Origin of the sequence: Amycolatopsis viridis (assembly GCF_011758765.1) — a bacterium.
Taxonomy (GTDB): domain Bacteria; phylum Actinomycetota; class Actinomycetes; order Mycobacteriales; family Pseudonocardiaceae; genus Amycolatopsis_E; species Amycolatopsis_E viridis.
This window is the reverse complement of sequence record NZ_JAANOU010000001.1, coordinates 1,296,267-1,319,360: the sequence shown is the minus strand read 5'-3', so window position 1 is coordinate 1,319,360 and position 23,094 is coordinate 1,296,267. Positions and strand designations below refer to the sequence as shown.

Here is a 23,094-nt window from a genome sequence, read left to right as displayed (position 1 = left end):
AAAGCAGTCCGATTCACCGTTCGATTTCGCTAAGGAGCCCCTCCGAATGTTTGCTGCGCACGTTCACCACGGCCACGACATCGTCACCAACATCCTGGCCGGTCTTGCGCACGTTCTCGGCTGGCTGGTCTGAGCCGGGACAGTCTTGAAGATGCGGGGCCGGTGACGTTGGCGCGGACCGGCCCCGCACCCGTATCCCGGGTCCCCGTCCACCCGGATGCGCGGATCAGCCGAGCGAGAGAAACGTGAATCGTCTTCGCTTCCGGCTCGAGGTCCTTCCGTACTACGCTGCGGGCAACGGCAGGCGCGGGAAAGGACGGGGTACGTCATGGGCGACGTCACCGGGCGGATCGCCGAGATCGTGGGCGAACACAACCTCCTCACCGGGGACGCCGTCCCGGACGACTACGCGAAGGACGAATCCCTCACCGTCGAGCCGGCGAAACCGGCATACGTGGCGAAACCCGCCACCGCCGAGGAGGTCGCCGCCCTGCTGACCCTCGCCGCCGAACACGACCTTCCGGTCACGGCGCGCGGTTCCGGCACCGGGCTGTCCGGCGCGGCCCGCCCGCGGGCGGGCGGCTTGCTCGTCTCGTTCGAGCGGATGAACGCGGTGCTCGAGGTCGACGCCGCCAACCAGGTTGCCGTCGTCCAGCCGGGCGTCACGCTCGCCGACCTGGACGAGAAGACCGCCGGAGCCGGCCTCGCCTACACCGTCTACCCCGGCGAACTCAGCGCGAGCGTCGGCGGCAACGTCGGCACCAACGCCGGCGGCATGCGCGCGGTGAAGTACGGCGTCGCCCGGCACAACATCGTGGGCCTGCAAGCGGTCCTGCCGACCGGCGAGATCATCCGCACCGGCGGCAAGACATCGAAGATCTCCAGCGGCTACGACCTGACCCAGCTGATCATCGGCTCCGAGGGCACGCTCGCGCTGGTCACCGAGGTGATCGTCAAGCTCCACCCGCGCCTGGCCCACGCCGCGACGCTGCTCGCCCCGTTCGGCGACCTGGACCAGGTGATGCGCGCGGTGCCGGAGATCATCGCGAGCGGCCTGACCCCGAACATCCTGGAGTACATCGACAACCTCACGATGGCGGCGATCAGCTACACGGAGAAGCTGGAGCTGGGCGTCCCCGAGCAGGTCCGCGACGCCACCCAGGCGTATCTGGTGGTCGGCCTGGAAAGCCGCGACGGTGACCGCCTGGACGGTGACGTCGAGCGGGCCGGGGAGCTGCTCGGCGAGCTGGGTGCGTCGGAGGTCTACGTGCTCGACGGCGGGTCGGCCCGCAAGCTCATCGCGGCGCGCGAGAAGGCGTTCTGGACGGCCAAGGCCGCGGGTGCCGACGACGTGATCGACGTCGTCGTGCCACGCTCGGAGATGCCCGGTTTCCTCGCGAAGGTCCGGGAGCTCGCGACCGCCGCCGAGTCCGGCGCCATCGGCTGCGGGCACGCCGGCGACGGCAACGTCCACATGGGAATCTTCTGCCAGGACCCGGAGAAACGGCACCGGCTGCTGCACGACATCTTCAGCGCGGCGATCGCGATGGGCGGGGCGATCTCCGGTGAACACGGCATCGGGCAGGCGAAGAAGGACCACTTCCGCGCGCTCGAGGACCCGGCCAGGATGGCATTGCTGCGCCGGATCAAGCAGGCGTTCGACCCGAAGGGCATCCTGAACCCGGATGTCCTGTTCGACCGAGGAGTGGAATGAACGGCGCGCAGTCCCTGATCCGCACGCTAGCCGACGCGGGTGTCGACGTGTGTTTCGCCAACCCGGGCACGTCGGAAATGCATTTCGTCGCCGCGCTCGACTCGGTGCCCGAGATGCGGGGCGTGCTCGGCCTGTTCGAGGGCGTCGTCACCGGCGCGGCGGACGGCTACGCGCGGATCGCGGGCAAGCCGGCCGCGACGCTGCTGCACCTCGGCCCGGGGCTGGGCAACGGTCTGGCGAACCTGCACAACGCCCGCCGCGGGCACGTGCCGGTGGTGAACGTGGTCGGCGACCACGCGACGTACCACAAGAAGTACGACGCGCCCCTGGAGTCGGACATCGACGCGATCGCCGGGTCGCTCGAGGGCTGGGTGCGCCGCTCGGCCAACTCGGCGGACGTGGGCGCGGACGCCGCGTTCGCCGTCGCCGCGGCGCAGGAGGCGCCGGGCCAGGTGGCCACGCTGATCCTGCCGGCGGACGTGTCCTGGGGCGACGGTGGGGTCGCCGTGAAACCCGTCCCGCCGCGCGCGCCCCAGCGCGTCGGTGACACCACGGTGAAGGCGGTCGCGGAGGTGCTGCGATCCGGGGAACCGGTGGCGGTGCTGGTGGGCGGCCCCGCCTGCCGCGAGGCCGGGCTGCGCGCCGTGAGCCGGATCGCGACCGCGACCGGTGCGAAGCCGTTCGTGGAGACCTTCCCGGCGCGGCTGGAGCGCGGCGCCGGGTTGCCCACGATCGAGCGCTTGGCGTACCTGGCCGAGCAGGTGCAGTGGCAGCTGGACGGTGTGCGGCACGTCATCGTGGCCGGGACCGGGTCGCCGGTGTCGTTCTTCGCCTACCCGGGCAAGCCGAGCGACCTGGTGCCGGAGGGTGCGCAGGTGCACACGCTCGCGGCGCTGGACCAGGACGTGCTGGCCGCGCTCGAGGCACTCGCGGACGAGGTCGCGCAGGACGCGGAACCGGTCCTGCAGGAGCCTGCCCGCCCGGCCCTGCCGAGCGGCCCGCTCACCGTGCAGAACTGGGTCGACGTGATCGGCGCCCTGCTGCCGGACGGCGCGATCATCTCCGACGAGGCCAACACGTCCGGGCTGCTGCTTCCGGGCGCCACGGCGGGCGCCCCGCGCCACGACGTGCTCACCCTGACCGGCGGTGCGATCGGGCAAGGGCTCCCGGTCGCCACCGGTGCCGCCATCGCCGCCCCTGACCGTCCCGTCATCGCACTCCAGTCCGACGGCAGCGCGCTGTACACCATCTCGGCACTGTGGACGATGGCACGGGAGAACCTGAACGTGACGACGGTGATCCTGAACAACAACGCGTACGCCATCCTGCGCATGGAACTCCAGCGCGTCGGCGCGGAGGCCGCCGGGCCGAAGGCGCAGGACCTGCTCGACCTCGCCCGGCCCGGCATCGACTTCGTGCGGATCTCGGAAGGCATGGGTGTGCCGGCGTCCCGGGCCACCACCGCGGAAGAACTCGCCGACCAGTTCCGCAGCGCACTCGCCGAACCCGGCCCCCACCTCATCGACGCCGCGGTGCCACCCCTGCTCTGAGCGACGCGAAGCGCCGTTGAGCCGTGAAGCGTTGCGTTCTGGGTGCCGAGAACAGACAACGGCGCCCTCCCCGTTGCCGGGGAGGGCGCCTCGTCGTCCGTCCTATTCGAACTTCTCGCCGGCTTCGGCCTTCTTCACCAGCGACTCCGGCGGCTGGAAGTGGTCACCGTAGCGCTCGGCCAGCTCGCGTGCCCGCGCCACGAAACCGGGCAGGCCGCCCTCGTACTGGTTGATGTACTGGATGACACCGCCCGTCCACGCCGGGAACCCGATGCCGAAGATCGAGCCGATGTTGGCGTCCTGCACCGAGGTCAGCACACCCTCGTCGAAGCACCGCACCGTCTCCAGAGCTTCCGCGAACAGCATGCGTTCCTGCAGGTCCTTGAACGGCACGTTGCCGCTGCCGGACTTGAACGCGTCCCGCAGCCCGGGCCACAGCCCGGCGCGCTTGCCGTTCTCGTCGTAGTCGTAGAAACCGGCGCCGCTGGAGCGGCCCTTGCGGTCGAACTCGTCGATCATCCTGTTGATGACCGCTTCGGAGGCGTGCGACTGCCAGGTGCCGCCGGCCGCCTCGATCGCGGCGCGCGTCTCTTCCCGGATCTTCCGCGGCAGGGTCAGCGTCAGCTCGTCCATCAGCTGCAACGGCGGCGCCGGGTAACCGGCCTGCGAACCCGCCTGCTCGATCGACGCCGGCTCGACACCCTCACCGACCGCCGCGACCGCCTCGTTGAGGAACGTGCCGATCACCCGGCTGGTGAAGAAGCCGCGGCTGTCGTTGACCACGATCGGCGTCTTCTTGATCTGCAGCGTGTAGTCGAAGACCTTCGCCAGCGTGGCGTCCGAGGTCTTCTCCCCGCGGATGATCTCCACCAGCGGCATCTTGTCCACCGGTGAGAAGAAGTGGATGCCGATGAAGTCCTCCTGCCGCTGCACGCCCTGCGCGAGGCCGGTGATGGGCAGCGTGGAGGTGTTCGAGCCGAGCACGGCGTCCGGGTCGATGATGTTCTCGATCTCGCCGAAGACCTTGTGCTTGAGCTCCTGGCTTTCGAACACCGCCTCGATCACGAAGTCCACACCCGCGAAGTCCGCCGGGTCGGCCGTCGGCTTGATGCGGGCCAGCAGCGCGTCCGACTTCTCCTTGGTGGTCTTGCCGCGGGACAGGGCCTTTTCCTCGAGCTTGACCGCGTAGCCCTTGCCCTTCTCGGCCGCCTCCTGCGACACGTCCTTGAGCACGACGTCGATACCGGCCTTGGCCGACACGTACGCGATCGCGGCGCCCATCATGCCCGCGCCGAGCACACCGACCTTCCGCGCCTGGTACTTGTCGTACCCGTCGGGCCGGGAGCCGCCGGAGTTGATGTGCTGCAGGTCGAAGAAGAACGCCTTCGTCATGTTCTTCGCCACCTGGCCGGTGACCAGGCTGACGAAGTACCGGGTCTCGATCCGCGTCGCCGTCTCGACGTCCACCTGCGCGCCCTCGACCGCGGCGGCCAGGATGGCACGCGGCGCCGGCATCGGCGCACCCTTGATCTGCTTGCGCAGGTTGGCCGGGAACGCGGGCAGGTTGGCCGCGAACTTCGGGTTGGACGGCGTACCGCCGGGCATCTTGTAGCCCTTGACGTCCCACGGTTGCTGGGCCTCGGGGTTGGCCTTGATCCACTCCTTGGCCCTGGGCAGCAGCTCGTCCACACTGGACACGACCTCGTGCACGAGACCGATCTCCAGCGCCTTGGCCGGCTTGTGCCGCTGGCCCTGCACCAGCACGTTCAGCACCGCGCTCTGGATACCGAGCAGCCGCACGGTGCGCACGATGCCGCCACCACCGGGAAGCAGACCCAGGGTCACCTCGGGCAGGCCGACGACGGCGCCCGGCACGTCCGCCACGATCCGGTGGTGCGTGGCCAGCGCGATCTCCAGGCCACCACCCAGCGCGGCACCGTTGATGGCGGCGACGACCGGCTTGCCGAGGGTCTCCAGCTTGCGCAGCTGGGCCTTCATCTCGTTGGTGCGCTCGGTGATCTCGGCCGCCTGCTCGGGCGTGGCCTGAATCAGGTCGCGCAGGTCACCACCCGCGAAGAAGGTCTTCTTCGCGGAGGTCAGCACCACACCGGTGATGGAGTCCTGTTCGGACTCCAGACGCTCGACGGTGTTCGCGAAGGACTCGCGGAAGTCGGCGTTCATGGTGTTGGCCGACTGGTTGGGGTCGTCCAGGGTGAGCACGACGATGCCGTCGGAATCCTGGTCCCAGCGAATAGTGTTGGTCATGATCACACCCGCTCGATGATCGTCGCGATACCCATTCCGCCGCCGACGCACAGCGACAGCAGCGCGCGCCGCGCCTGGCGCCGCTCCAGCTCGTCGACCATGGTGCCGAGGATCATCGCACCGGTCGCGCCGAGCGGGTGGCCCATCGCGATCGCCCCGCCGTTGACGTTGACCTTCTCGTCCGGCAGTTTCAGGTCCTTCATCCACTTGAGCACGACCGACGCGAACGCCTCGTTCAGCTCGAACAGGTCGATGTCGTCGGTGGTGAGGCCGGCCAGGTCGAGCACCTTCCGGGTGGCCGGGGTCGGGCCGGTCAGCATGATCGTCGGGTCGGACCCGGTGATCGTGGCCGCCGTGATGCGGGCGCGCGGGGTCAGGCCCAGGTCCTTGCCGACCTGCTCGTTGCCGATCAGCACCAGCGCGGCACCGTCGACGATGCCCGAGGAGTTGCCGCCGGTGTGCACGTGGTTGATCTTCTCGACCGAGTGGTACTTCTGCAGCGCGACCGCGTCGAACCCACCGAACTCGCCGATCCCCTCGAAGGCCGGCTTGAGCTTGGCCAGGCTCTCCAGCGTGGTACCCGGCCGCCGGTGCTCGTCGTGGTCGAGGATCGTGACGCCGTTGATGTCCTTGACCGGCACGACGGACTTGGCGAAGTAGCCGCCCGACCAGGCCGCCTCGGCCTTCTCCTGCGAACGGACCGCGAACCGGTCGACGTCCTCGCGGCTGAAGCCCTCCATGGTCGCGATGAGGTCCGCGCCGATGCCCTGCGGCACGAAGTAGGTGTCGTAGTTGGTGGCCGGGTCGGTGAACATCGCGCCGCCGTCGGAGCCCATCGGCACGCGCGACATCGACTCGACGCCACCGGCGATGATCAGGTTCTCCCAGCCGGAGCGCACCCGGGCCGCGGCCTGGTTGACGGCCTCCAGACCCGAGGAGCAGAAGCGGTTGAGCTGGACACCGGCGACGGTGTCGGGCAGGCCGGCGGCCATCGCGGCAGCGCGGGCGATGTCGCCGCCCTGGTCGCCGACCGGCGCGACGACACCGAGGATGATGTCGTTGATCGCGGCCGGGTCCAGGCCCGGGTGCCGCGCCTGGAGCTCGTGAATGAGTCCGGTCACGAGGTCGATCGGCTTGACCCCGTGCAGGGATCCGCCCTTGTTCTTGCCACGGGGCGTCCGGATCGCCTCGTAGATGTATGCCTCGTTGCTCACACCGACGGTCCTTCCTGCTTACTGCATCCGTCTGGGTCTGACGCTAATGGCCACTAACATAGTCCTACTGATTCCCCTGGTGTCAACCGCTTGCGCCGCTTCTCACTCCGGCTAGAGTGGCATCACCATGTCGAGTACACACCGCCGTCCCGACCGCAAGGACCAGCTCGCCGGCCTCGCGGCCGAGCTGTTCCGCGCCCGCGGCTACCACGGCGTGGGCATCAACGACATCGCGGCGGCCGCCGGCATCACCGGGCCCGCGGTGTACCGGCACTTCGCGGACAAGCAGGCGATCCTCGCGCACGTGCTGCTCGGCGGCGTGCGGGAGATGGAGGAGGCGACCGCGGCCGCGCTGTCCAGCCTGCGCCGGCCGGACGGCGCGCAGGTGGACCGGCTGCTGCGGGGCATCGCGGAGGCGTCGGTGGAGCGGCGGGACGTGGCGGCGCTGTGGCGGTGGGAGGGTCGGCACCTGGCGCCGGAGGACCAGCGCGAGATCGGGCGGCGGTCGGCGGCGTTGCTGGCGGCGTGGGCCAAGGAGCTCATGAACGTGCGCGCCGACCTGCAACCGGCGGACGCGGAGCTGCTGTGCTGGGCGGCGATGAGCGTGTTCGGCAGCGTTTCGGTGCACCGGACGTCGGTGGCGCGCAAACGGTTCGCCGAGCTGCTGGCCGCCCTGGCGCGCCGGGTCCTGGACGTGCGGCTGCCGGACGTGGCGGATCCGCCGACCGCCGGGTCGCCGGGTGTCGGGGTCGTTTCGCGGCGCGAGCAGATCCTGTCCGCGGCCGCGGAACTGTTCCAGCGCGAGGGCTTCCACGCGGTGAGCATGGAGGACATCGGGGCGGCGGCGGGCATCGCGGGACCGAGCGTGTACCGGCACTTCTCCAGCAAGGCTGCCCTGCTGGGGGCGATCGCGCGCCGCGCGGCCGACCGGCTGCTGCTGGACGCCGAGCGGGTGCGGCTGAGCAGCGCCGACGAGACGGAAGCGCTGCGCGGGCTGATCGGCTCGTACGTGCGCGTGCTGACCGGTTCGGCCGAGCTGGCGGTGTCGTTCTCCGCCGACGCGGTCACCTACGCCGAGGAGGAGAGCGCCGAGCTGCGGCGCATCCAGCGGGACTACGTCGCCCAGTGGGTCGGCCTGCTGGGCGCGGCGCAGCCGTCGCTGAACCCCCGGGAAGCGAAAATCACCGTGCACACCGCCCTGACCATCGCGAACGACCTGTCCCGCACCCGCCGCGTCAACCAGCGCCCCTGCCTGGCGGGCGAGCTGCGGGCCCTGATGGCCGCGGTGCTGGACCTGGGCTAGCTCTTGGGGAGCAACGGCTCGAGCCTCGCGGCGAGCTCCTGCGCCGCGGTGCACACCTGGTCCCGGACTTCGGACCGCGTGATCGACGCGACGACCAGTGCACGAGCGTGCTCACCGACCGCCAGTGCGACCTCACACATCCCATCGACCGCGGACCCTGTCTGCAGCGCCTGCCGACCGTTGACCTGCAGGGAAGCTGCTCCTGGTTCCTGGGCTCGCAGCTCGGCCAGCCGCTGGACCGGATCAAGTGCGATCGCAAGGGCGCCGTATCCGCTCTTCGACGCCACGCACTCGTTCCGGACGGTCTTGCGAGCAGCTGATCGAGCACGGCGCAGGCGTCCAGCGAGCCCAGCGCATCCCGGGTGCTGGTCGCCGGCGGTCCGGGAGCCGGCGACGGGCTGCCGTTCACGGTGGCGGTGCACGCCGTCACACCCACAGCGAGGCCGGCCAGGAGGCCGACCACGGCTGAGCTACGGATCACTGGTTCCCTCAGTCCTTGAAACGCCCGAAATACTGCGTCCCTGTTCGCGGGCCAGCTCCACGCCATGATGGCTGCGGTGCTGGACCTGAACTAGCCCCTGGGCAACACTGGCTCGAGCTTCGTGGCGAGCTCCTGCGCCGCGGTGCACACCTGGTCACGGAGATCCGAGCGAGAAATCGACGCGATGACGACCGCGCGGGCGTGCTCGTCCACCTCAAGACCGACTTCACAGGACCCCGGACCGCTGGGCTGCCCCATCAGTGCCTTGCGTCCGCTGATCTGGAGGCCGGTGGTTCCCGGAAGCTGCGCCTGGAGTTCGGCGAGATTTTGCACTGGGTCCAGTGCGATGCCCAGACCACCGTAATCGAGCTTCGTCGCGACGCATTCGTTCCGCGTGGTCTTCCGCTCCCCCTGGTCGAACCCCTGGCCGGCCAACAGCTGGTTCAACACGGTGCAGGCATCCATTGACTTCAGCACGTCCGCTGCAGCCACGGCCCCGGTGGACGGGACCGCCGGAGCGGGCGAGGGAGATCCCGCCATGGTCGTGACGCATCCGGTAACGCTCAGGGCTGCGACGAGGGTCGCGACAAAACGTGTGGTGCGCAATGTGGGAGTCACGTGTCTCTCAGTCCTTGAACTGCCCGAGCCGTTGTACCGCGGCATCGTCAGCGGCATCGTAATTGGCGATGGCCACGTCCAGCGCTTCCCGAAGGCTGTCCAGCCCCTCGAGCAACGCCAGGAACACCCGTACGAGGGACTGCTCGTCGGAGTCCATCGCGCCGCGCATGTGCTCGGCGACCGTGATCGCGTACGTGTCGTCGCCCAGCTTGGGCCGCTGCCGGAGCAGATCGACGCGAATTCGCAAGCCGTCGAACTGCTTGCGCGCCTGGGAAATCGCGTTCCGCAGGTGGGTGCCGGTTTCCTCGTCGACCGCCCACTGGCCGGCTTGCGCTTCGGCCAGCATGTGTTTCGCGCCGTCGGCGAAGGACTTCGCTTGGTCGGGGCCGCCGATCACGCTGGTGATCGCGGAGGCCACCGACTGGACCGGGCTCTCGCTCGAACTCGACCCATCCCCCAGGTCATCAGACACGCACGCACAGTACAACGGGACAGGCCGGCCGCGGACTGCTTCCGCCGATTTCGGTCCGGCTGGCGATCACCCGCCTGGGTACGCTAACCTACTCGTGAGTAGGTAACGGCGATGGGAGTGCCACGTGGCAGCGCTCAGGCAGAACGGCGGCCGGAAACGGGACGTGATGGGCCTCGGCCTGGCCGCCCTCTCCCGGCTCGCGGGCAGCAGGGCCCTGGAACGCGCCGGGCTGCGCGAACCGGTGCAGAACCTGGTCGCCGCGGCGACGCGGAACGGCTTCAAGGTCGCGGGCGCGGCGAGCCGGACGTTCACCTCGGCCCGCCGGCACCGTGGTGCCGGGACCCGCCCCGCCCCGGCCGAGGACAAGGGCCTGTTCGACCTCACCCCGACCGAAGACCAGCGGATGATCGTCGAGACGGTGGGCGAGTTCGCAGCCGAGCAGCTGCGGCCCGCCGCCGCCGAGGCCGACGAGAAGCTCAGCCCGCCGGACGGCCTGCTCACCAGGGCCGCCGAGCTCGGCGTGACGCAAATCGGCATCCCGGAGGAGCTGGGCGGCGCCGGCACCGAGCGGTCGGTGGTCACCAACGCGCTGGTCGCCGAGGCTCTCGCGCACGGCGACCTGGGCCTGGCCGTCGCGGTGCTCGCGCCGTCGGCGGTCAGCAACGCACTCGTGCTCTGGGGCGACGCGCAGCAGCAGGCGGACTACCTGCCCGAGTTCGTCGGCGAGAACGTGCCGGCCGCGGCGCTGGCCCTGCTGGAGGGCAAACCGCTGTTCGACCCCTTCCGGCCCGCCACCAAGGCCCGCCGCACCCCCGGCGGTTATCAGCTCGACGGCGTCAAGTCGCTGGTCCCGCGCGCCGCCCAGGCCGAGCTGTTCGTCGTGTCGGCCGACCTGGAAGGGCGCGGACCGGCGCTGTTCCTCGTCGAGTCGTCGACCGCGGGCGTGTCCGTGGAGCCCGATCCGGCCATGGGCCTGCGTGGCGCGGCGACCGGCAAGCTGCACCTGGAGCAGGTGCCGTTGCCCGCGGGCGCGCTGCTGGGCGGCGGCTCGCCGGAAGTGTTCGCCGAAGCCGTCCGCCTGTCCCGGCTGGGCTGGGCCGCGCTGGCCACGGGCACCGCGAAGGCCGTGCTGGACTACGTGATCCCGTACGTGAACGAGCGCACCGCGTTCGGCGAGCCGATCAGCCACCGGCAGGCCGTGGCGTTCTCGGTCGCGGACATCGCGATCGAACTGGAGGGCATGCGCCTGGTCGTGCTGCGTGCCGCGGCGCGGGCCGAGCAGGGCAAGCCGTTCGCCCGCGAGGTCGCGCTCGCCCGCAAGCTGGCCACCGACAAGGGCATGCGCATCGGCAGCGCCGGGGTGCAACTGCTCGGCGGGCACGGGTTCGTGAAGGAGCACCCGGTCGAGCGGTGGTACCGCGACCTGCGTGCGATCGGTGTGCTCGAGGGCGTCGTCCTCCTCTGACAAGCCTGGGAAGGTCATCATGATCAATCTGGAAACCCCGAAGAAGGCCCGGGCGCTGATCAACCAGGCGTACCAGGCGGCGTCGGAAGTGCTGCGCCCCATCTCCCGCAAGTACGATCGCGCGGAGCACGAGTACCCGGTCGAGCTGGACATGTTCGCCGCGGTGCTGGACGGGCTGAACTCCTCCGGTGAGGGCGGCGCCGGCGCCGCGGGCGTGCGGCGCAACGAGAAGGAGAAGGCGACCGGGAACCGCAACGGCGGCAACCTGGCGACCGTGCTCGGCACGATCGAAATGTGCTGGGGCGACGTCGGTCTGCTGCTGTCGATGCCGCGACAGGGCCTGGGCAACGCGGCGATCGCCTCGGTGGCCAACGACGAGCAGCTCAAGCGGTTCGCGAAGGTGTGGGCCGCGATGGCGATCACCGAGCCGGGCACCGGTTCGGACTCGGCGAACATCACCACGACGGCCACCGAGGATGGCGACAGCTACGTCCTCAACGGCGAAAAGATCTTCGTGACCTCCGGCGCCCGCGCCGACGCCGTGGTCGTCTGGGCCACTTTGGACAGAAGCGTCGGCCGCGCGGCGATCAAGTCATTCGTGGTGGAGAAGGGCACGCCGGGTTTCGAGGTGGTGCGGCTGGAGCACAAGCTCGGGATCCGCGCGTCGGACACGGCGGTGCTGCGGCTCGACAACTGCCGCGTGCCGAAGGAGAACCTGCTCGGTTCGCCGGAGATCAACACGTCCAAGGGGTTCGCGGGGGTCATGCAGACCTTCGACAACACGCGTCCCCTGGTCGCGGCGATGGCGGTCGGCCTGGCGCGGGCCGCGCTGGAGGAGACGGCGAAGATCCTGGCCGAGGCGGGCGTCGTGGTGGACTACGACCGGCCCGCGCACCACCAGCACGCCGCGGCGGCCGCGTACCTGGAGCTGGAAGCCGACTACGAGGCGGCGTACCTGCTGACGCTGGAATCGGCGTGGATGGCCGACAACCGCAAGCCGAACTCACTGCAGGCCTCCATGGCGAAGGCGAAGGCCGGCCGGTCCGTAGTGGACATCACGCTGAAGTGCGTCGAGCTGATCGGCACGCTCGGCTACACCGAGGAAATGCTGCTCGAGAAGTGGGCCCGGGATTCGAAGATCCTGGACATTTTTGAGGGAACGCAGCAGATCCAGCAGCTGATCGTCGCGCGGCGGTTGCTGGGGAAGACGAGTGCGGAGTTGAAGTAGGTTGTAGGACACGGAAAACCGCCCGGCTCGCATGGTGCAGAGAGCCGGGCGGTTCTCGTTCGCCCGGATGACCGGACGGGCCGTTTTCAAGCTCAGGCCGTCTGCAGGCCGTCACCGGGCTCGGGCCGTCCGAGCACGCCGTCGACGGCCAACCGGGCGCGCTCATGACTGGACGGCAGGAGGTGGGTGTAGGTCCGAAGCCAAGGCCGTTGCCTGGCCCCGCCACCGTTCGGAGATCAGGAAGGGCGCGTCCGGTGACCTCCCCACGGCGCGCCCAAGGGCAGCCGGGCCGCGAGGAGATCACCTCAGCCCCAAGTCATGAGGGCCAAGCCCAGCAACATCCCACGGTAAACAGAGGTACCAGGCACAGATCCCCAGCCTGGGGAAGACGAGCGCCGAACTGAAGTAGCTCGGTGACTTGAACCCGCCCGGCTCGGTGTTCTCGGGAGCCGGGCGGGTTCATCGTGGTCCTGGCCTTCCCGCCGATTTGCGCGTTCAATGGGCTCCGGAGGTGCACCATGGGCGATCGCGACGACTTCCTCGCTTGGGTGGGCTCCCGGTTGCGCGAGGCGGAGATCGCGCTGCACAACGGGGATTCCGCGCCGCGGCGGGCGATCTGGTCCCGTCAGGAGCCCGTGTCCGTCCTGGGCGCCTGGCTCAACGCCACCGGCCAGGACGAGATCGACGAGCTGTTCGGCCGGCTCGGCGCCTCCTTCTCGGACTGCACCTCCTACGAACACGAGATCGTCGCGGCGGATGTGGTCGGTGATATGGCCTACACGGTCGGCTACGAGCACACCCGGGCCTCCGTCGACGGCGAGCCCCGCGAGTACACGTTGCGGGCGACCCAGGTCTACCGCCGCGAGGACGGCGAATGGAAAGTCGCGCACCGGCACGCCGACACCGTCCACAACGCCTGAGCCGTCGGAGCGACGTTAAGCTTTCCGCGTGCGCCGAGCGACGGTGAAGCTCCGGCCGGACACCGATCCCGCCACCATCGAACCGCGCCTCGCCGGGTCGGGGGCCGAGCGGCTCCTCATCGACGCGCCGTTGCCCGCACCCGTCCTGGCCGCCGCGGCGGAGGCGATCGCCGTGCATCCGGGCGTCGCGCTCCACCTGCTGGGCGAGGCCGATCCCACGCAGCTGCGCCAGTTCCGCCACGTGCGCGAACTCGCCCTCGACCTGCCGCACGCCACCGCCTTCGACGTGCTCGCCGAGTTCACCGGACTCCGCGATCTCCGGCTCGGCCGCACCGACTCCACCAAACCGTCCCTCGCCTTCCTCGGCGAACTGACGAACCTGGTCACGCTCTCCCTCGACGAGCACGGCAGGGACTTCGAGGCCATCGCCGGCGCCTCCTCCCTGCGCCACCTCGCACTGCGCTCCCCACGTGTGAAAACCCTCGAGCCCCTGCGCGGCCACCCCGCGCTCGAGACGTTCGCCATGGACTTCGGCGGCATCCGCGACCTGACCCCGCTCGCCGGCATCCCGACGCTGCGCGGGCTCGCCCTGTTCCAGATCCGCGGACTCGCCGACCTCGGCGCCCTGGCCGACTGCGTAAACCTCGAAGCCGTCTCCCTCGGGGCGCTCAAGCACGTCCCCGGCCTCCAGGCACTCGCCGGGCATCCCGCCCTGCGGTTCCTGATCCTCGAACTCCTCCGCGGCCTGGACACCCTCGCCCCGCTCGCGACGTGCGAACGCCTCGAACAGCTCGCCCTCTTCGACTCGCGCCCGGCCGACCGGCGGCTCGACGTCCTCGTCCCGGCACCCAGCCTGCGGCACGCCCTCATCGGCGACCCCTACCCACCCGACCAGGTCGACGCCCTGCGCGAGCGGTTGCGCACCCTCCATTACCGCGGCGAGAACCTGCGCGGCGATAGCTCCACTCTCCGCGTGCACTGGCGCACCCCGGTCACGGACCTCCTCTGACCGTCCACAAAAGATCTTCCCGCTCGCCGTAACGCCCTCCGCCCGGGTGCGACTCTCCCTGTTATCCCGGAGGGAGGCGCTGCTGCCCTGGGGCGGCGAGGTCGCCCGCGGCCAGGAGTGGCCGGGGTTCGATCGCGACACCGTGGACCGCGTCTGACAACGCCGTTGTCCAGGTCGTCAAACCCGCCTGGCTTCGACGAGCGCGGTGAGGGCCCTGGCGAACTGCGCGGGGCGCTCCACCGACCCGAGGTGGCCGCCGGGGAACTCGGTCAGCGGCAGACCGAGCCCTGTCGCCAGCGCGGCCGCGGCCCGGTAGGGCAGCTGGCCCCGCGAGTCGATTCCGGCGGCGGGCACCAGTCGCGAGCCCACCGCACCGAGCGCGTCCAGGTCGACCTCCGTGCTGGTGAACGGGACCAGGACGTGCTCCAGGAACAGCGGCTGGAGTTCGCGGAGGTGGGCGAACAGCTCCAGCAGCTCCGGCGTCGGCGGTTCGGCGCTCGTCCCGGCGTAGCCGTCGAGCCAGTCGCCGTCGTGGCGCAGGTCCGGCGAGTCGCCGCCAGGCCCCGGCGCGGTCATCGCTTCGGTCATGAGCCGGCCCGCTTCGTCCAGGTCCCCGGCGCGTGCGGCCGCCCGGACCGCTTCGAACGCGTCGCGGTGGCGTCCGGCGTCCGGCAGCAGGTTCAGCACCGGGGGCTCGTGGACGACCGCGAGGCGGAGGCGGTCGGGGTGGCGGGTCAGCAGGTCAAGAGTGGTGATCGCGCCGGCGCTGAAGGCGAACACGACCGGCGGCTCGTCGAAGAGCGCCTCGATGAGGCCGAGGACGTCCTCGGCGTAGACCTTCGGGTGCTGGTCGCCGTCCGGGCGCGCCGAGACCAGGCGGCTGGACATCGCGACGACCCGGTAGTGGGCGGCCAAGTGCGCGGTGAGCTCGTCGAGGACGCCGGCGTGGCCGGCACCGCCGGGCAGGAGCAGCAGTGGTGGGCCGTCGCCGCGCTCGCGGTAGTCGATGGCGATGTCGCCGAGGGTGATGCACATCGATTTCTCCTGTCGGGTCACGGGATCTTCGTCCAGTTGGCGAGGGTGTGGTGGAGCGTGTCGACCGCGCGGCGCCACGAGACGTCGAGACTGTGGTCGGCGGTGAACCCGCCCGTGGCTTCCAGATCGCTGAAGCCGTGGAACGTGCTGCGCAGCAACCGGACCGCGTCGGTGGCGTCGGGTTCGGACAGGTCGTAGCCGCGCAGCAGCGCGTAGCAGACCTCGATGATGCGGGCGACGCCCGGCGTCGCGGCGGCCCGCTCGGGTGACACGGGGTGCCGGGTCGCGGCGTAGCGGCCGGGGTGCCCCGTCGCCAGAGCCCGGTAGGTGTCGGCGAAGGCGACCAGCGCTTCCCGGCGGGAGCGTCCCGCCACGGCCGCGCTCAGTGCGTCGGCCCACTCGGTGAGCGCCAGCAGCGCCACGCGTTCCCGCAGGTCGGCCAGGCCCCGGATGTGGGTGTAGAGGCTGGCGTCGCGCACGCCGAAGCGCTTGGCGAGCGCCGCCAGCGTCACGTTCTCGAAGCCGATCTCGTCGGCGAGGTCGGCGGCGGCGGACACCAGGGCGTCCGGGGTGATCCTCCCACGCGGCATTTCCTAACCTCCCTAGGATCGGTCCTAACATACACAGAAAACTCGAGGTTGACAGGCAAGTATTCGCTTGCCTATCGTGGCGGGCGTGGGTGACGTCTTCAAAGCCCTGGCCGATCCCACGCGCCGGACGATCCTCGACGAACTGACCAACCGCGACGGGCAGACACTGTTCGAGCTGTGCGCGCGGCTGGTGTCGATCCACGGGCTCGCTTCGTCACGGCAGGCGGTGTCGCAGCACCTGGACGTGCTCGAGTCCGCCGGACTGGTCGAGACCCGGCGCGAGGGCCGGTACAAGTTCCACTACATCAACACGAAACCGCTCGAACCGATCGTCGAGCGGTGGCTCGGGAAGCGGGGACAGACGTGAGGATCAACCTGGCGAGCGTGCTCGTCGACGACCAGGAGAAGGCGCTGCGGTTCTACACCGACGTGCTGGGTTTCGTGAAGAAGCACGACATCCCGATGGGTGACGCCCGGTGGCTGACGGTGGTGTCGCCGGAGGACCCGGAGGGCACCGAGCTGCTGCTGGAACCGAGCGGGCACCCGGCGGCGAAGCCGTTCAAGGACGCGCTCGTCGCCGACGGCATCCCGTGGACGATGTTCGCGGTGGCCGACGTGCACGCCGAGTACGAGCGGATGCGCGGCCTGGGCGTGCGGTTCACGCAGGAGCCGACCGACATGGGCACGGTGATCACCGCGGTGTTCGACGACACCTGCGGCAACCTGATCCAGATCGGGCAGATGAAGTCCTAAGCGGACAGCTGCTCGCCGAGGAAGTCGTCGATGTGGCGCCACGTCGTGTCCCGGGCGCGGCGGCCGGTCAGCACGCCGAGGTGACCGCCGGGCGCGGACTCGAACCGGACCTCCGGCGCGTTCTCCAGCAACGTCACCAGGCGCTCCACGGCGCGCCGCGGGGCGATCGTGTCGTTGCGGCCCGCGATCACCAGCGTCGGCACCTTCACCCCGGACAGCGAGATGATCCGCCCGTTCAGGTCCAGCCCGCCCTCGACGAGGTCGTTCGCCCGGAAGAACCGGTGGTACATCTGCCCGAACGTGCGGCCCGGGTAGGCGATCATGTTGTCCATGAAGTGGTCGACCGCCTCGATCTGCGCGAGGTAGTCCCGGTCGCCCAGGTTCTGCAGGATCGCCAGCGGCTTGGTCAGCTGCTTGTCGATGCCCGTCGCCCAGAACACGCGCTCCACCACATAGGACGGTGCGCCGCCGAGCATCCGGTACAGCGGGGTCAGCAGGTAGCCGCCGGTGAGGTCCACCAGCGGCCGGAACGGCGCGACCAGCGGGATCGCGGTGAAGTCGACCGGCGAGGCCACCGTGGTGATCGACTGCACCGGCAGGTCGGGCCGGTCCGCCGTGGTCAGCAACGAGAACAGCCCGCCCAGGCACCAGGCGACCAGGTGCACGCGGCGGCCACCGGAGTCCTCGCTGACCTTCCGGATCGCCCGCGGCAGCACCTCGTCGATCCAGTGCTCGATACCCAGCCGCCGGTCGGAGAACGCGACCGTGCCGTAGTCGACGAGGTACGTGCGCCGGCCCCGTTCGACCAGGTGCTCGGCGACGCTGCAACCGCGGCGCAGGTCGAAGCACAGCGCGGGCGCGGCCAGCGGCGGCACCAGCAGGACCGGGTCGCCGTCCGCGGACGGCGTCATCCGGTACAGCGACCGGTTCGGGCCCTGGTCGACCAGCACCCGCGGCACCGGTCGCAGGTCGGCGAGACCGCCGCGCAGCACACCGAGCGCGTTGGCGGCCAGCGCGGCCACTCCGGGAACCACCATCTACCTCGAAACTCCGTTCACAGCCCGTGATCCTGTCTGCCGGATCGACGGTACTTCACGCCCGCCGCACCCTGGCCTCGTACTCCGCCCGCGCATCCGCGTGCGCCTGCGTGAACACCTTGTCCGCGCCGATCGCGCGCATGAACCACTCGGCGGCGGCGCGCGGCACCAGCCGGCTGACCCGGCCGGTCAGGTCGAGCGACTTCGGGACGAACACGTCGAAGCGCGGCTTGCGCACCGTCGCCACGATCGCCGCGGCCACGTCCTCCGGTCGCAGTGACGGGAACAGCTTCGTCTCCGGCAGCCCGTCCGCGAGGTGGGTGCGGACGACCGCGGGCATCACGCACGAAATGTCCACTCCCGACCCGCGCAGCTCCTGCCGTACCGCTTCGGACAGGCCGACCACCGCGTGCTTGGTCGCGCAGTAGGTCGCCGCGCCGGGGAACCCGGCCTTGCCCGCCATCGAGGCGACGTTGACGATGTGGCCCCGGCCGCGCGGTCGCATCCGCCGGATCGCCTCCCGGGTGCCGTGGATGACCGCGCCGAGGTTGACCTCGATCTGCCGGGCGGTGGCGGCGTCGTCCTCGTCCGCCAGCGGCGAGAGCAGCATGACGCCGGCGTTGTTGATCAGCACGTCGATCGGGCCGAGGCGGCGCTCGACCTCGTCCAGGAACGCGGTGAAACCGGCGTGGTCGGTGACGTCCAGCGGCAGGGCGATCGTGCCGCCGCCCAGTTCACCCGCGGTCTTCTCGGCGAGGACCGGGTCGAGGTCGCCGATCGCGACCCGCGCACCCATCCGCACCAGGGCGGCGGCCGTGGTGGCGCCGATGCCCTGCGCGCCGCCGGTGATCACGATGACCTTGCCATGCAACGTTGCCATGCCGAACATACTGCCGGGTAACTTACATCTTGACCAGAGGTGTCACAGGTGGTGGCGGTCAGCAGTTGTGCGTGGCCAGCTCCAGGCGGAGGCTGAAGATCTTCTGCGACGGGTCCGTGGTGAAGATGTACACCGCGCGCGAGTTGCCCGGGACCGGTGCGGTGATCACGTAGCCGGTCTTCGTCGCGCTCGGGTAGGCCGCCATGACCTCATCGTCCGTCGAGCCCACCCCGATTCCCTCCGGCGTGGTCACCCCGGGCTTCGCCGAGATGCGCGCCACCCCGTAGCTGGGCGATATGTCGACCGGGCTGCTGCCACCGTTGCGCAACCAGTACCGGTGGCAGGGACTGCCCGACACGCCCTCCGACATGTCGAACTCGTCCGTCGCCACCGCCTGGGCCTCGCTCATCCCGAGCACCAGCCGGCCCCAGCCGCTCGGACCGATCGTCGGGTCGGTGGAGGCCGGGCGCTGCTTCGACGCCGGCGCCGAGGACGAACTGGGCGCCGGTGTGCGGGAACCGCTGCCCGGGACCGTCGCGCTCGACGACATCGCCCCGCCGGACGCGGAGGGCGGCACCGCGTTGCTCGACGGTGGCGGGAACACCGGCTCCCCGGGCACCGAGGCCGCGGTCGTCGGAACCGCGGGGATCGGCGGGTTCGTCGCGGGCAGGGTGTCCATCCGGCCACCGTCCACGCCGGCCAGCGCGATGCCGATCGCGGTCAGCGCGACCATCGCCAGCGCCCCGCCGGTGACGGCCGCCGCGGTGCGCCGGTGCCGCCGTCGCCGGGCACCCGCGACCACCAGCTGCTCGGCATCCGGACGCACCGCAACGTCCAGGCGCTCGTCCTGGAACAACCGGCTCAGCTCGTCCTCGACGTTCACAACTCGGCCCCCACCAGGCTCCCCAACCTTCCGCGCAGGCTCGCCAGCGCCTTGCTGGCCTGGCTCTTCACCGTCCCCCGGCTGATCCGCATCGCGTCCGCGATCTCGGCCTCGGACAACCCCTCGTAATACCGCAGCACCAGGACTGTCCGCTGCCTCGGTGGCAGTGCGGCGAGAGCCTGCCACAACGGCTCGTTCTCGAGACGATCGGGCTGCATGAACGGCGGCGGTTCCGGGATGTCGGCCACCAGGTTCTCCCGCCGCCTGCCGCGCCACCGGCTGATGTTCGTGTTCGCCATCGCCCGCTTCACGTACGGCAGCGGGCTCTCCGCGGTGCGCAACGCGCCCCAGCGGGAACCGATCTTCTCCAGGACGATCTGCACCAGGTCGGCCGCGTCATGCGGGTTGCCGGTGAGCAGGTGCCCGTAGCGCAGCAGCCCGGGCAATGCCGCCCGCACGAACTCCGCGAAGTCCTCGTCCACCGCGCCCCCTGCACAGACCGTCCCAGTTCGTCCCCGGGATACACGCGCAGGGGGCGCGTCAGGTTGCCTCAGTTCGCCCGGTTCAGCGAAGACCCAGCTCGCGGGCGATCAGCATGCGCTGCACCTCGCTGGTGCCCTCGCCCACCTCGAGGATCTTCGCGTCCCGGTAGAACCGGCCGACGGGGAACTCGTTCATGAAGCCGTAACCGCCGAAGATCTGGGTCGCGTCCCGCGCGTTGTCCATCGCCGCGTTCGAGGCGACCAGCTTGGCGATCGAGGCCTCCTTCTTGAACGGCTCACCGCGCAGCATCTTCGACGCGGCCGCGTAGTAGGCCAGCCGGGCGGTGTGGGCGCGGACCTCCATGTCGGCGATCTTGAACTGGATCGCCTGGTACTCGCCGATGCGGTGACCGAACGCCTCCCGCTCCCCCGCGTACCGCAGGCACTCGTCGACACAGCCCTGCGCGAGCCCGACGCTCAGCGCAGCGATCGCGACCCGGCCCTCGTCCAGGATGGACAGGAACTGGGCGTACCCGCGGCCGCGTTCGCCGAGCAGGTTCTCCGCGGGCACCCGGCAGTCCGTGAAGGACAGCTCGTGGGTGTCCGAGGCGTTCCAGCCGACCTTCGAGTACTTCGGCGCCACCGTGAACCCGGGCGTGCCGGACGGCACGATGATCGCCGAGATCTCCTTGCCGCCACCGGGTTTCTCGCCGGTCACCGCGGTGACGGTGACCAGCCGGGTGATGTCGGTGCCGGAGTTGGTGATGAACGACTTGCTGCCGTTGATCACCCACTCGCCGCCGTCCAGCTTCGCGCTCGTGCGGGTCGCGCCGGCGTCGGAACCGCCACCCGGCTCGGTCAGGCCGAACGCGCCCAGCGCCTCACCGGCGCACAGCGCGGGCAGCCACTTCGCCTTCTGCTCGGCGGAGCCGAACCGGTAGAGCGGCATCGCGCCCAGCGACACGCCCGCCTCCAGGGTGATCGCCACCGACGAGTCGACCCGGGCCAGTTCCTCCAGCGCGAGGCACAGCGCGAAGTAGTCGCCGCCCATCCCGCCGTACTCCTCCGGGAACGGCAGCCCGAACAGGCCCATGCGCGCCATGCCGCGGACGATCTCGTACGGGAACTCCTCCCGCTCGTAGAAGCCGCCGATCACGGGGGCCACCTCGGACTGCGCGAAGTCCTGCACGGTCTTGCGCAGCGCCTCGTACTCTTCGCCGAGCCGGAAGTCGATCATTTCTGCTCCTTGACCACCGCGAGCGTCTCGTCGAGGGCCACCTGCTGGCCCACCTGGACGCGGAGTTCCTCGACCACGCCGTCGACCGGGGCAACCAGCGTGTGTTCCATCTTCATCGCCTCGACGACCAGCAGCGGCGCACCCGCGCGCACCACGTCGCCCTGCGCGACCTTGACCACCAGCACCGTGCCCGGCATCGGGCTCGTCACCGGTCCCGCCTCGTTCGCCTCGCCGTGGGTGGCGAGCAGGTTGGGCCGTTCCCCGATGACGACGCCGTGCCCGTCCCGGCCGAGCCACACCCGGTCCTGCGGCGCATCGGCGCGCAGGTACCGGCGGAACTCGCCGTCGTAGTGCACCTCGAGCCGGTTGCCCGTGCGCCGGGCGGACACCGGCACCGGGTCGCCACCGTCCACAGTGACCCGGGCGTCGTCCGGGGAGCCCTCGACCGTGACCAGCGCCTCGGTGTCCCCGGCACGCAGCCGGAACCGGACCCCGCCGGGGCCGCCGAGCCGCCACCCGCTGGGCACGGCCCACGGGTCGGAGGTGCCGGTGGGCACCAGGCCGAGCAGCCGGTCCATCGCGGCGGCGACGAAGAACTCCGCCGGCACCGCCGCCCCGACCAGCTCGTCGAGCCGGCGCTCGACGAGCCCGGTGTCCAGGTTCCCGGCCCGCACGTCGGGGTCGCCCAGCAGGGCACGCAGGAACGTCACGTTGGTCGGCACGCCCAGCACGGCCGTGCCCGCCAGGGCGCGGTCGAGCCGGTGCAGCGCGGCGGCCCGGTCCGGGCCCCACGCGATCACCTTGGCGAGCATCGGGTCGTAGTTCGACCCGACGACCGACCCCTCGGCGAGCGAGGAGTCCACGCGGACACCCTGGCCGCGCGGCTCGTCGAGCGCCAGCACGGTGCCGCCGGTCGGCACGAACCCGCGGGCCGGGTCCTCGGCGTAGACACGGGCCTCGACGGCGTGGCCGTCGAGGCGGATGTCCTCCTGGGTCAGCGTGAGCGGCTCGCCCGCGGCGACGCGCACCTGCCATTCGACCAGGTCGAGCCCGGTCACCAGCTCTGTCACCGGGTGCTCGACCTGCAGCCGCGTGTTCATCTCCATGAAGAAGAACTCGTCCGGCCGGCGCGCCGAGACGATGAACTCCACGGTGCCCGCGCCGACGTACCCGACCGAGCGGGCCGCTTCCACGGCGGCGGCACCCATTCGCGCCCGGGTCTGCTCGTCGAGCAGCACCGACGGCGCCTCCTCGATGATCTTCTGGTGCCGGCGCTGCAGGCTGCACTCGCGCTCACCGAGGTGCAGGACCGTGCCGTGGGTGTCGGCGAGCACCTGGATCTCGATGTGCCGGGGCGTGGTGACGAACCGTTCCAGCAGCAGGCGGTCGTCGCCGAACGCGGCGCGGGCCTCGCGCTGCGCGGACTCGACCGCGGCAGCGAGTTCGCCGGGCTCCTGCACCAGCCGCATGCCCTTGCCGCCACCACCCGCGGACGGCTTGAGCAGCAACGGGTAGCCGACCTCGTCGGCCGCCTTCGCGAAGTCGTCCACATCGGACAGACCGGGCACGACCGGGACACCGGCTGCGGAGACCGTGGCCTTGGCGCGGATCTTGTCGCCCATGGCGTCGATCGCGCTCGGCGGGGGCCCGATGAACGTGAGCCCGGCCTTTTCGCACGCGGCGGCGAACTCGGCGTTCTCGGCGAGGAAGCCGTATCCGGGGTGGACGGCCTGCGCGCCGGAGTCCACGGCGGCCCGGACGATGTCCGGGATGGACAGGTAGCTGCGGGTGGCCTCGGCGGGTCCGATGCGGATCGCGGTGTCGGCCTCGTGCACGTGCCGCGCGTCCGCGTCGGCGTCGCTGTAGACCGCGACCGAGCGGATGCCGAGGCGCCGCAGGGTGCTGATGACGCGAACCGCGATCTCGCCGCGGTTGGCGATGAGGACGGTGTCGAACAT

Annotated in this window: 22 protein-coding genes; 9 read left to right on the top strand and 13 right to left on the bottom strand. The window is 70.6% G+C overall.

The genetic code is table 11. The features are described from left to right. The first annotated feature begins 328 nt into the window (after positions 1-328). Both FHX46_RS06560 and FHX46_RS06555 read left to right on the top strand, forming a co-directional pair. Positions 329-1,714 carry an FAD-binding oxidoreductase gene (locus FHX46_RS06560; protein ID WP_167111577.1) on the top strand — a complete coding sequence of 462 codons (1,386 nt, stop codon included), beginning with the start codon at positions 329-331 and terminating at the stop codon, positions 1,712-1,714. Further along, positions 1,711-3,264, top strand: coding sequence for an acetolactate synthase large subunit (locus FHX46_RS06555; protein WP_167111575.1), 1,554 nt, complete (start codon positions 1,711-1,713; stop codon positions 3,262-3,264). Before FHX46_RS06560 ends, FHX46_RS06555 begins: the two co-directional genes overlap by 4 nt. Before the next feature lie 102 nt (positions 3,265-3,366). Here the strand turns inward: FHX46_RS06555 and FHX46_RS06550 are convergent, their stop codons facing one another. Beyond that, positions 3,367-5,529 carry a 3-hydroxyacyl-CoA dehydrogenase NAD-binding domain-containing protein gene (locus tag FHX46_RS06550; RefSeq protein WP_167111573.1) on the bottom strand — a complete coding sequence of 721 codons (2,163 nt, stop codon included), beginning with the start codon at positions 5,527-5,529 and terminating at the stop codon, positions 3,367-3,369. 2 nt (positions 5,530-5,531) lie between these two features. Beyond that, positions 5,532-6,743, bottom strand: coding sequence for an acetyl-CoA C-acetyltransferase (locus FHX46_RS06545; RefSeq protein WP_167111571.1), 1,212 nt, complete (start codon positions 6,741-6,743; stop codon positions 5,532-5,534). A 127-nt stretch (positions 6,744-6,870) separates the two neighbouring features. Here FHX46_RS06545 and FHX46_RS06540 point away from each other — a divergent pair, with 127 nt between their 5' ends. Continuing rightward, positions 6,871-8,046 (top strand): TetR/AcrR family transcriptional regulator, encoded by a 1,176-nt coding sequence (locus FHX46_RS06540; RefSeq protein ID WP_167111570.1) that lies wholly within the window; start codon positions 6,871-6,873, stop codon positions 8,044-8,046. Here FHX46_RS06540 and FHX46_RS06535 read toward each other — a convergent pair. From FHX46_RS06535 to FHX46_RS06525, 3 genes are all read right to left on the bottom strand, one after another. Beyond that, complete coding sequence (locus tag FHX46_RS06535; protein WP_167111568.1) at positions 8,043-8,186, bottom strand: hypothetical protein; 144 nt, start codon at positions 8,184-8,186, stop codon at positions 8,043-8,045. The genes FHX46_RS06540 and FHX46_RS06535 overlap by 4 nt on opposite strands. Positions 8,187-8,617: 431 nt before the next feature. Beyond that, positions 8,618-9,019 (bottom strand): DUF3558 domain-containing protein, encoded by a 402-nt coding sequence (locus FHX46_RS06530; protein ID WP_167111566.1) that lies wholly within the window; start codon positions 9,017-9,019, stop codon positions 8,618-8,620. Positions 9,020-9,152: 133 nt separating this feature from the next. Next, positions 9,153-9,617 (bottom strand): hypothetical protein, encoded by a 465-nt coding sequence (locus FHX46_RS06525; RefSeq protein ID WP_167111564.1) that lies wholly within the window; start codon positions 9,615-9,617, stop codon positions 9,153-9,155. A 166-nt stretch (positions 9,618-9,783) separates the two neighbouring features. Between FHX46_RS06525 and FHX46_RS06520 the strand changes: the two genes are divergently transcribed. From FHX46_RS06520 to FHX46_RS06505, 4 genes are all read left to right on the top strand, one after another. Further along, a complete protein-coding gene (locus FHX46_RS06520; protein ID WP_167121191.1) occupies positions 9,784-11,082 on the top strand; it encodes an acyl-CoA dehydrogenase family protein in 1,299 nt (432 codons plus the stop codon). A 19-nt stretch (positions 11,083-11,101) separates the two neighbouring features. Continuing rightward, complete coding sequence (locus tag FHX46_RS06515; protein ID WP_167111562.1) at positions 11,102-12,310, top strand: acyl-CoA dehydrogenase family protein; 1,209 nt, start codon at positions 11,102-11,104, stop codon at positions 12,308-12,310. Between the two features lie 518 nt (positions 12,311-12,828). Next, positions 12,829-13,230: a nuclear transport factor 2 family protein gene (locus FHX46_RS06510; protein WP_167111560.1), complete on the top strand. Its 402-nt coding sequence runs from the start codon at positions 12,829-12,831 to the stop codon at positions 13,228-13,230. 28 nt (positions 13,231-13,258) lie between these two features. Beyond that, entirely contained in the window at positions 13,259-14,239 is a 981-nt protein-coding gene (locus tag FHX46_RS06505; protein WP_167111558.1) for a hypothetical protein, read from the top strand. Between the two features lie 177 nt (positions 14,240-14,416). Here the strand turns inward: FHX46_RS06505 and FHX46_RS06500 are convergent, their stop codons facing one another. Continuing rightward, entirely contained in the window at positions 14,417-15,274 is an 858-nt protein-coding gene (locus tag FHX46_RS06500) for an alpha/beta fold hydrolase (protein ID WP_167111556.1), read from the bottom strand. 17 nt (positions 15,275-15,291) lie between these two features. Next, positions 15,292-15,864 (bottom strand): TetR/AcrR family transcriptional regulator, encoded by a 573-nt coding sequence (locus FHX46_RS06495; RefSeq protein ID WP_167111554.1) that lies wholly within the window; start codon positions 15,862-15,864, stop codon positions 15,292-15,294. An 85-nt stretch (positions 15,865-15,949) separates the two neighbouring features. On the opposite strand from FHX46_RS06495, the gene FHX46_RS06490 reads away from it, so the two are divergent. After that, positions 15,950-16,231 carry an ArsR/SmtB family transcription factor gene (locus tag FHX46_RS06490; protein ID WP_167111552.1) on the top strand — a complete coding sequence of 94 codons (282 nt, stop codon included), beginning with the start codon at positions 15,950-15,952 and terminating at the stop codon, positions 16,229-16,231. After that, the gene (locus tag FHX46_RS06485) at positions 16,228-16,617 is read left to right on the top strand and encodes a VOC family protein (RefSeq protein WP_167111550.1); all 390 of its coding nucleotides are present in this window, start codon (positions 16,228-16,230) and stop codon (positions 16,615-16,617) included. The genes FHX46_RS06490 and FHX46_RS06485 overlap by 4 nt, the downstream gene beginning before the upstream one ends. Here the strand turns inward: FHX46_RS06485 and FHX46_RS06480 are convergent. The 6 genes from FHX46_RS06480 to FHX46_RS06455 all read right to left on the bottom strand — a co-directional run bounded on the left by FHX46_RS06480 (position 16,614) and on the right by FHX46_RS06455 (position 23,094). Beyond that, positions 16,614-17,654, bottom strand: a complete 1,041-nt coding sequence (locus FHX46_RS06480) for an alpha/beta fold hydrolase (RefSeq protein WP_167111548.1) — start codon at positions 17,652-17,654, stop codon at positions 16,614-16,616. The two genes, FHX46_RS06485 and FHX46_RS06480, sit on opposite strands and share 4 nt — an antisense overlap. Positions 17,655-17,709: 55 nt before the next feature. Then, the gene (locus FHX46_RS06475) at positions 17,710-18,543 is read right to left on the bottom strand and encodes an SDR family oxidoreductase (protein WP_390622591.1); all 834 of its coding nucleotides are present in this window, start codon (positions 18,541-18,543) and stop codon (positions 17,710-17,712) included. Between the two features lie 49 nt (positions 18,544-18,592). Then, positions 18,593-19,417 (bottom strand): hypothetical protein, encoded by an 825-nt coding sequence (locus FHX46_RS06470; RefSeq protein ID WP_167111544.1) that lies wholly within the window; start codon positions 19,415-19,417, stop codon positions 18,593-18,595. After that, positions 19,414-19,899, bottom strand: a complete 486-nt coding sequence (locus tag FHX46_RS06465; protein WP_167111543.1) for a SigE family RNA polymerase sigma factor — start codon at positions 19,897-19,899, stop codon at positions 19,414-19,416. Before FHX46_RS06465 ends, FHX46_RS06470 begins: the two co-directional genes overlap by 4 nt. A gap of 82 nt (positions 19,900-19,981) precedes the next feature. Further along, positions 19,982-21,136 (bottom strand): acyl-CoA dehydrogenase family protein, encoded by a 1,155-nt coding sequence (locus FHX46_RS06460; protein WP_167111541.1) that lies wholly within the window; start codon positions 21,134-21,136, stop codon positions 19,982-19,984. Continuing rightward, positions 21,133-23,094: an acetyl-CoA carboxylase biotin carboxylase subunit gene (locus FHX46_RS06455; RefSeq protein ID WP_167111539.1), complete on the bottom strand. Its 1,962-nt coding sequence runs from the start codon at positions 23,092-23,094 to the stop codon at positions 21,133-21,135. Before FHX46_RS06455 ends, FHX46_RS06460 begins: the two co-directional genes overlap by 4 nt.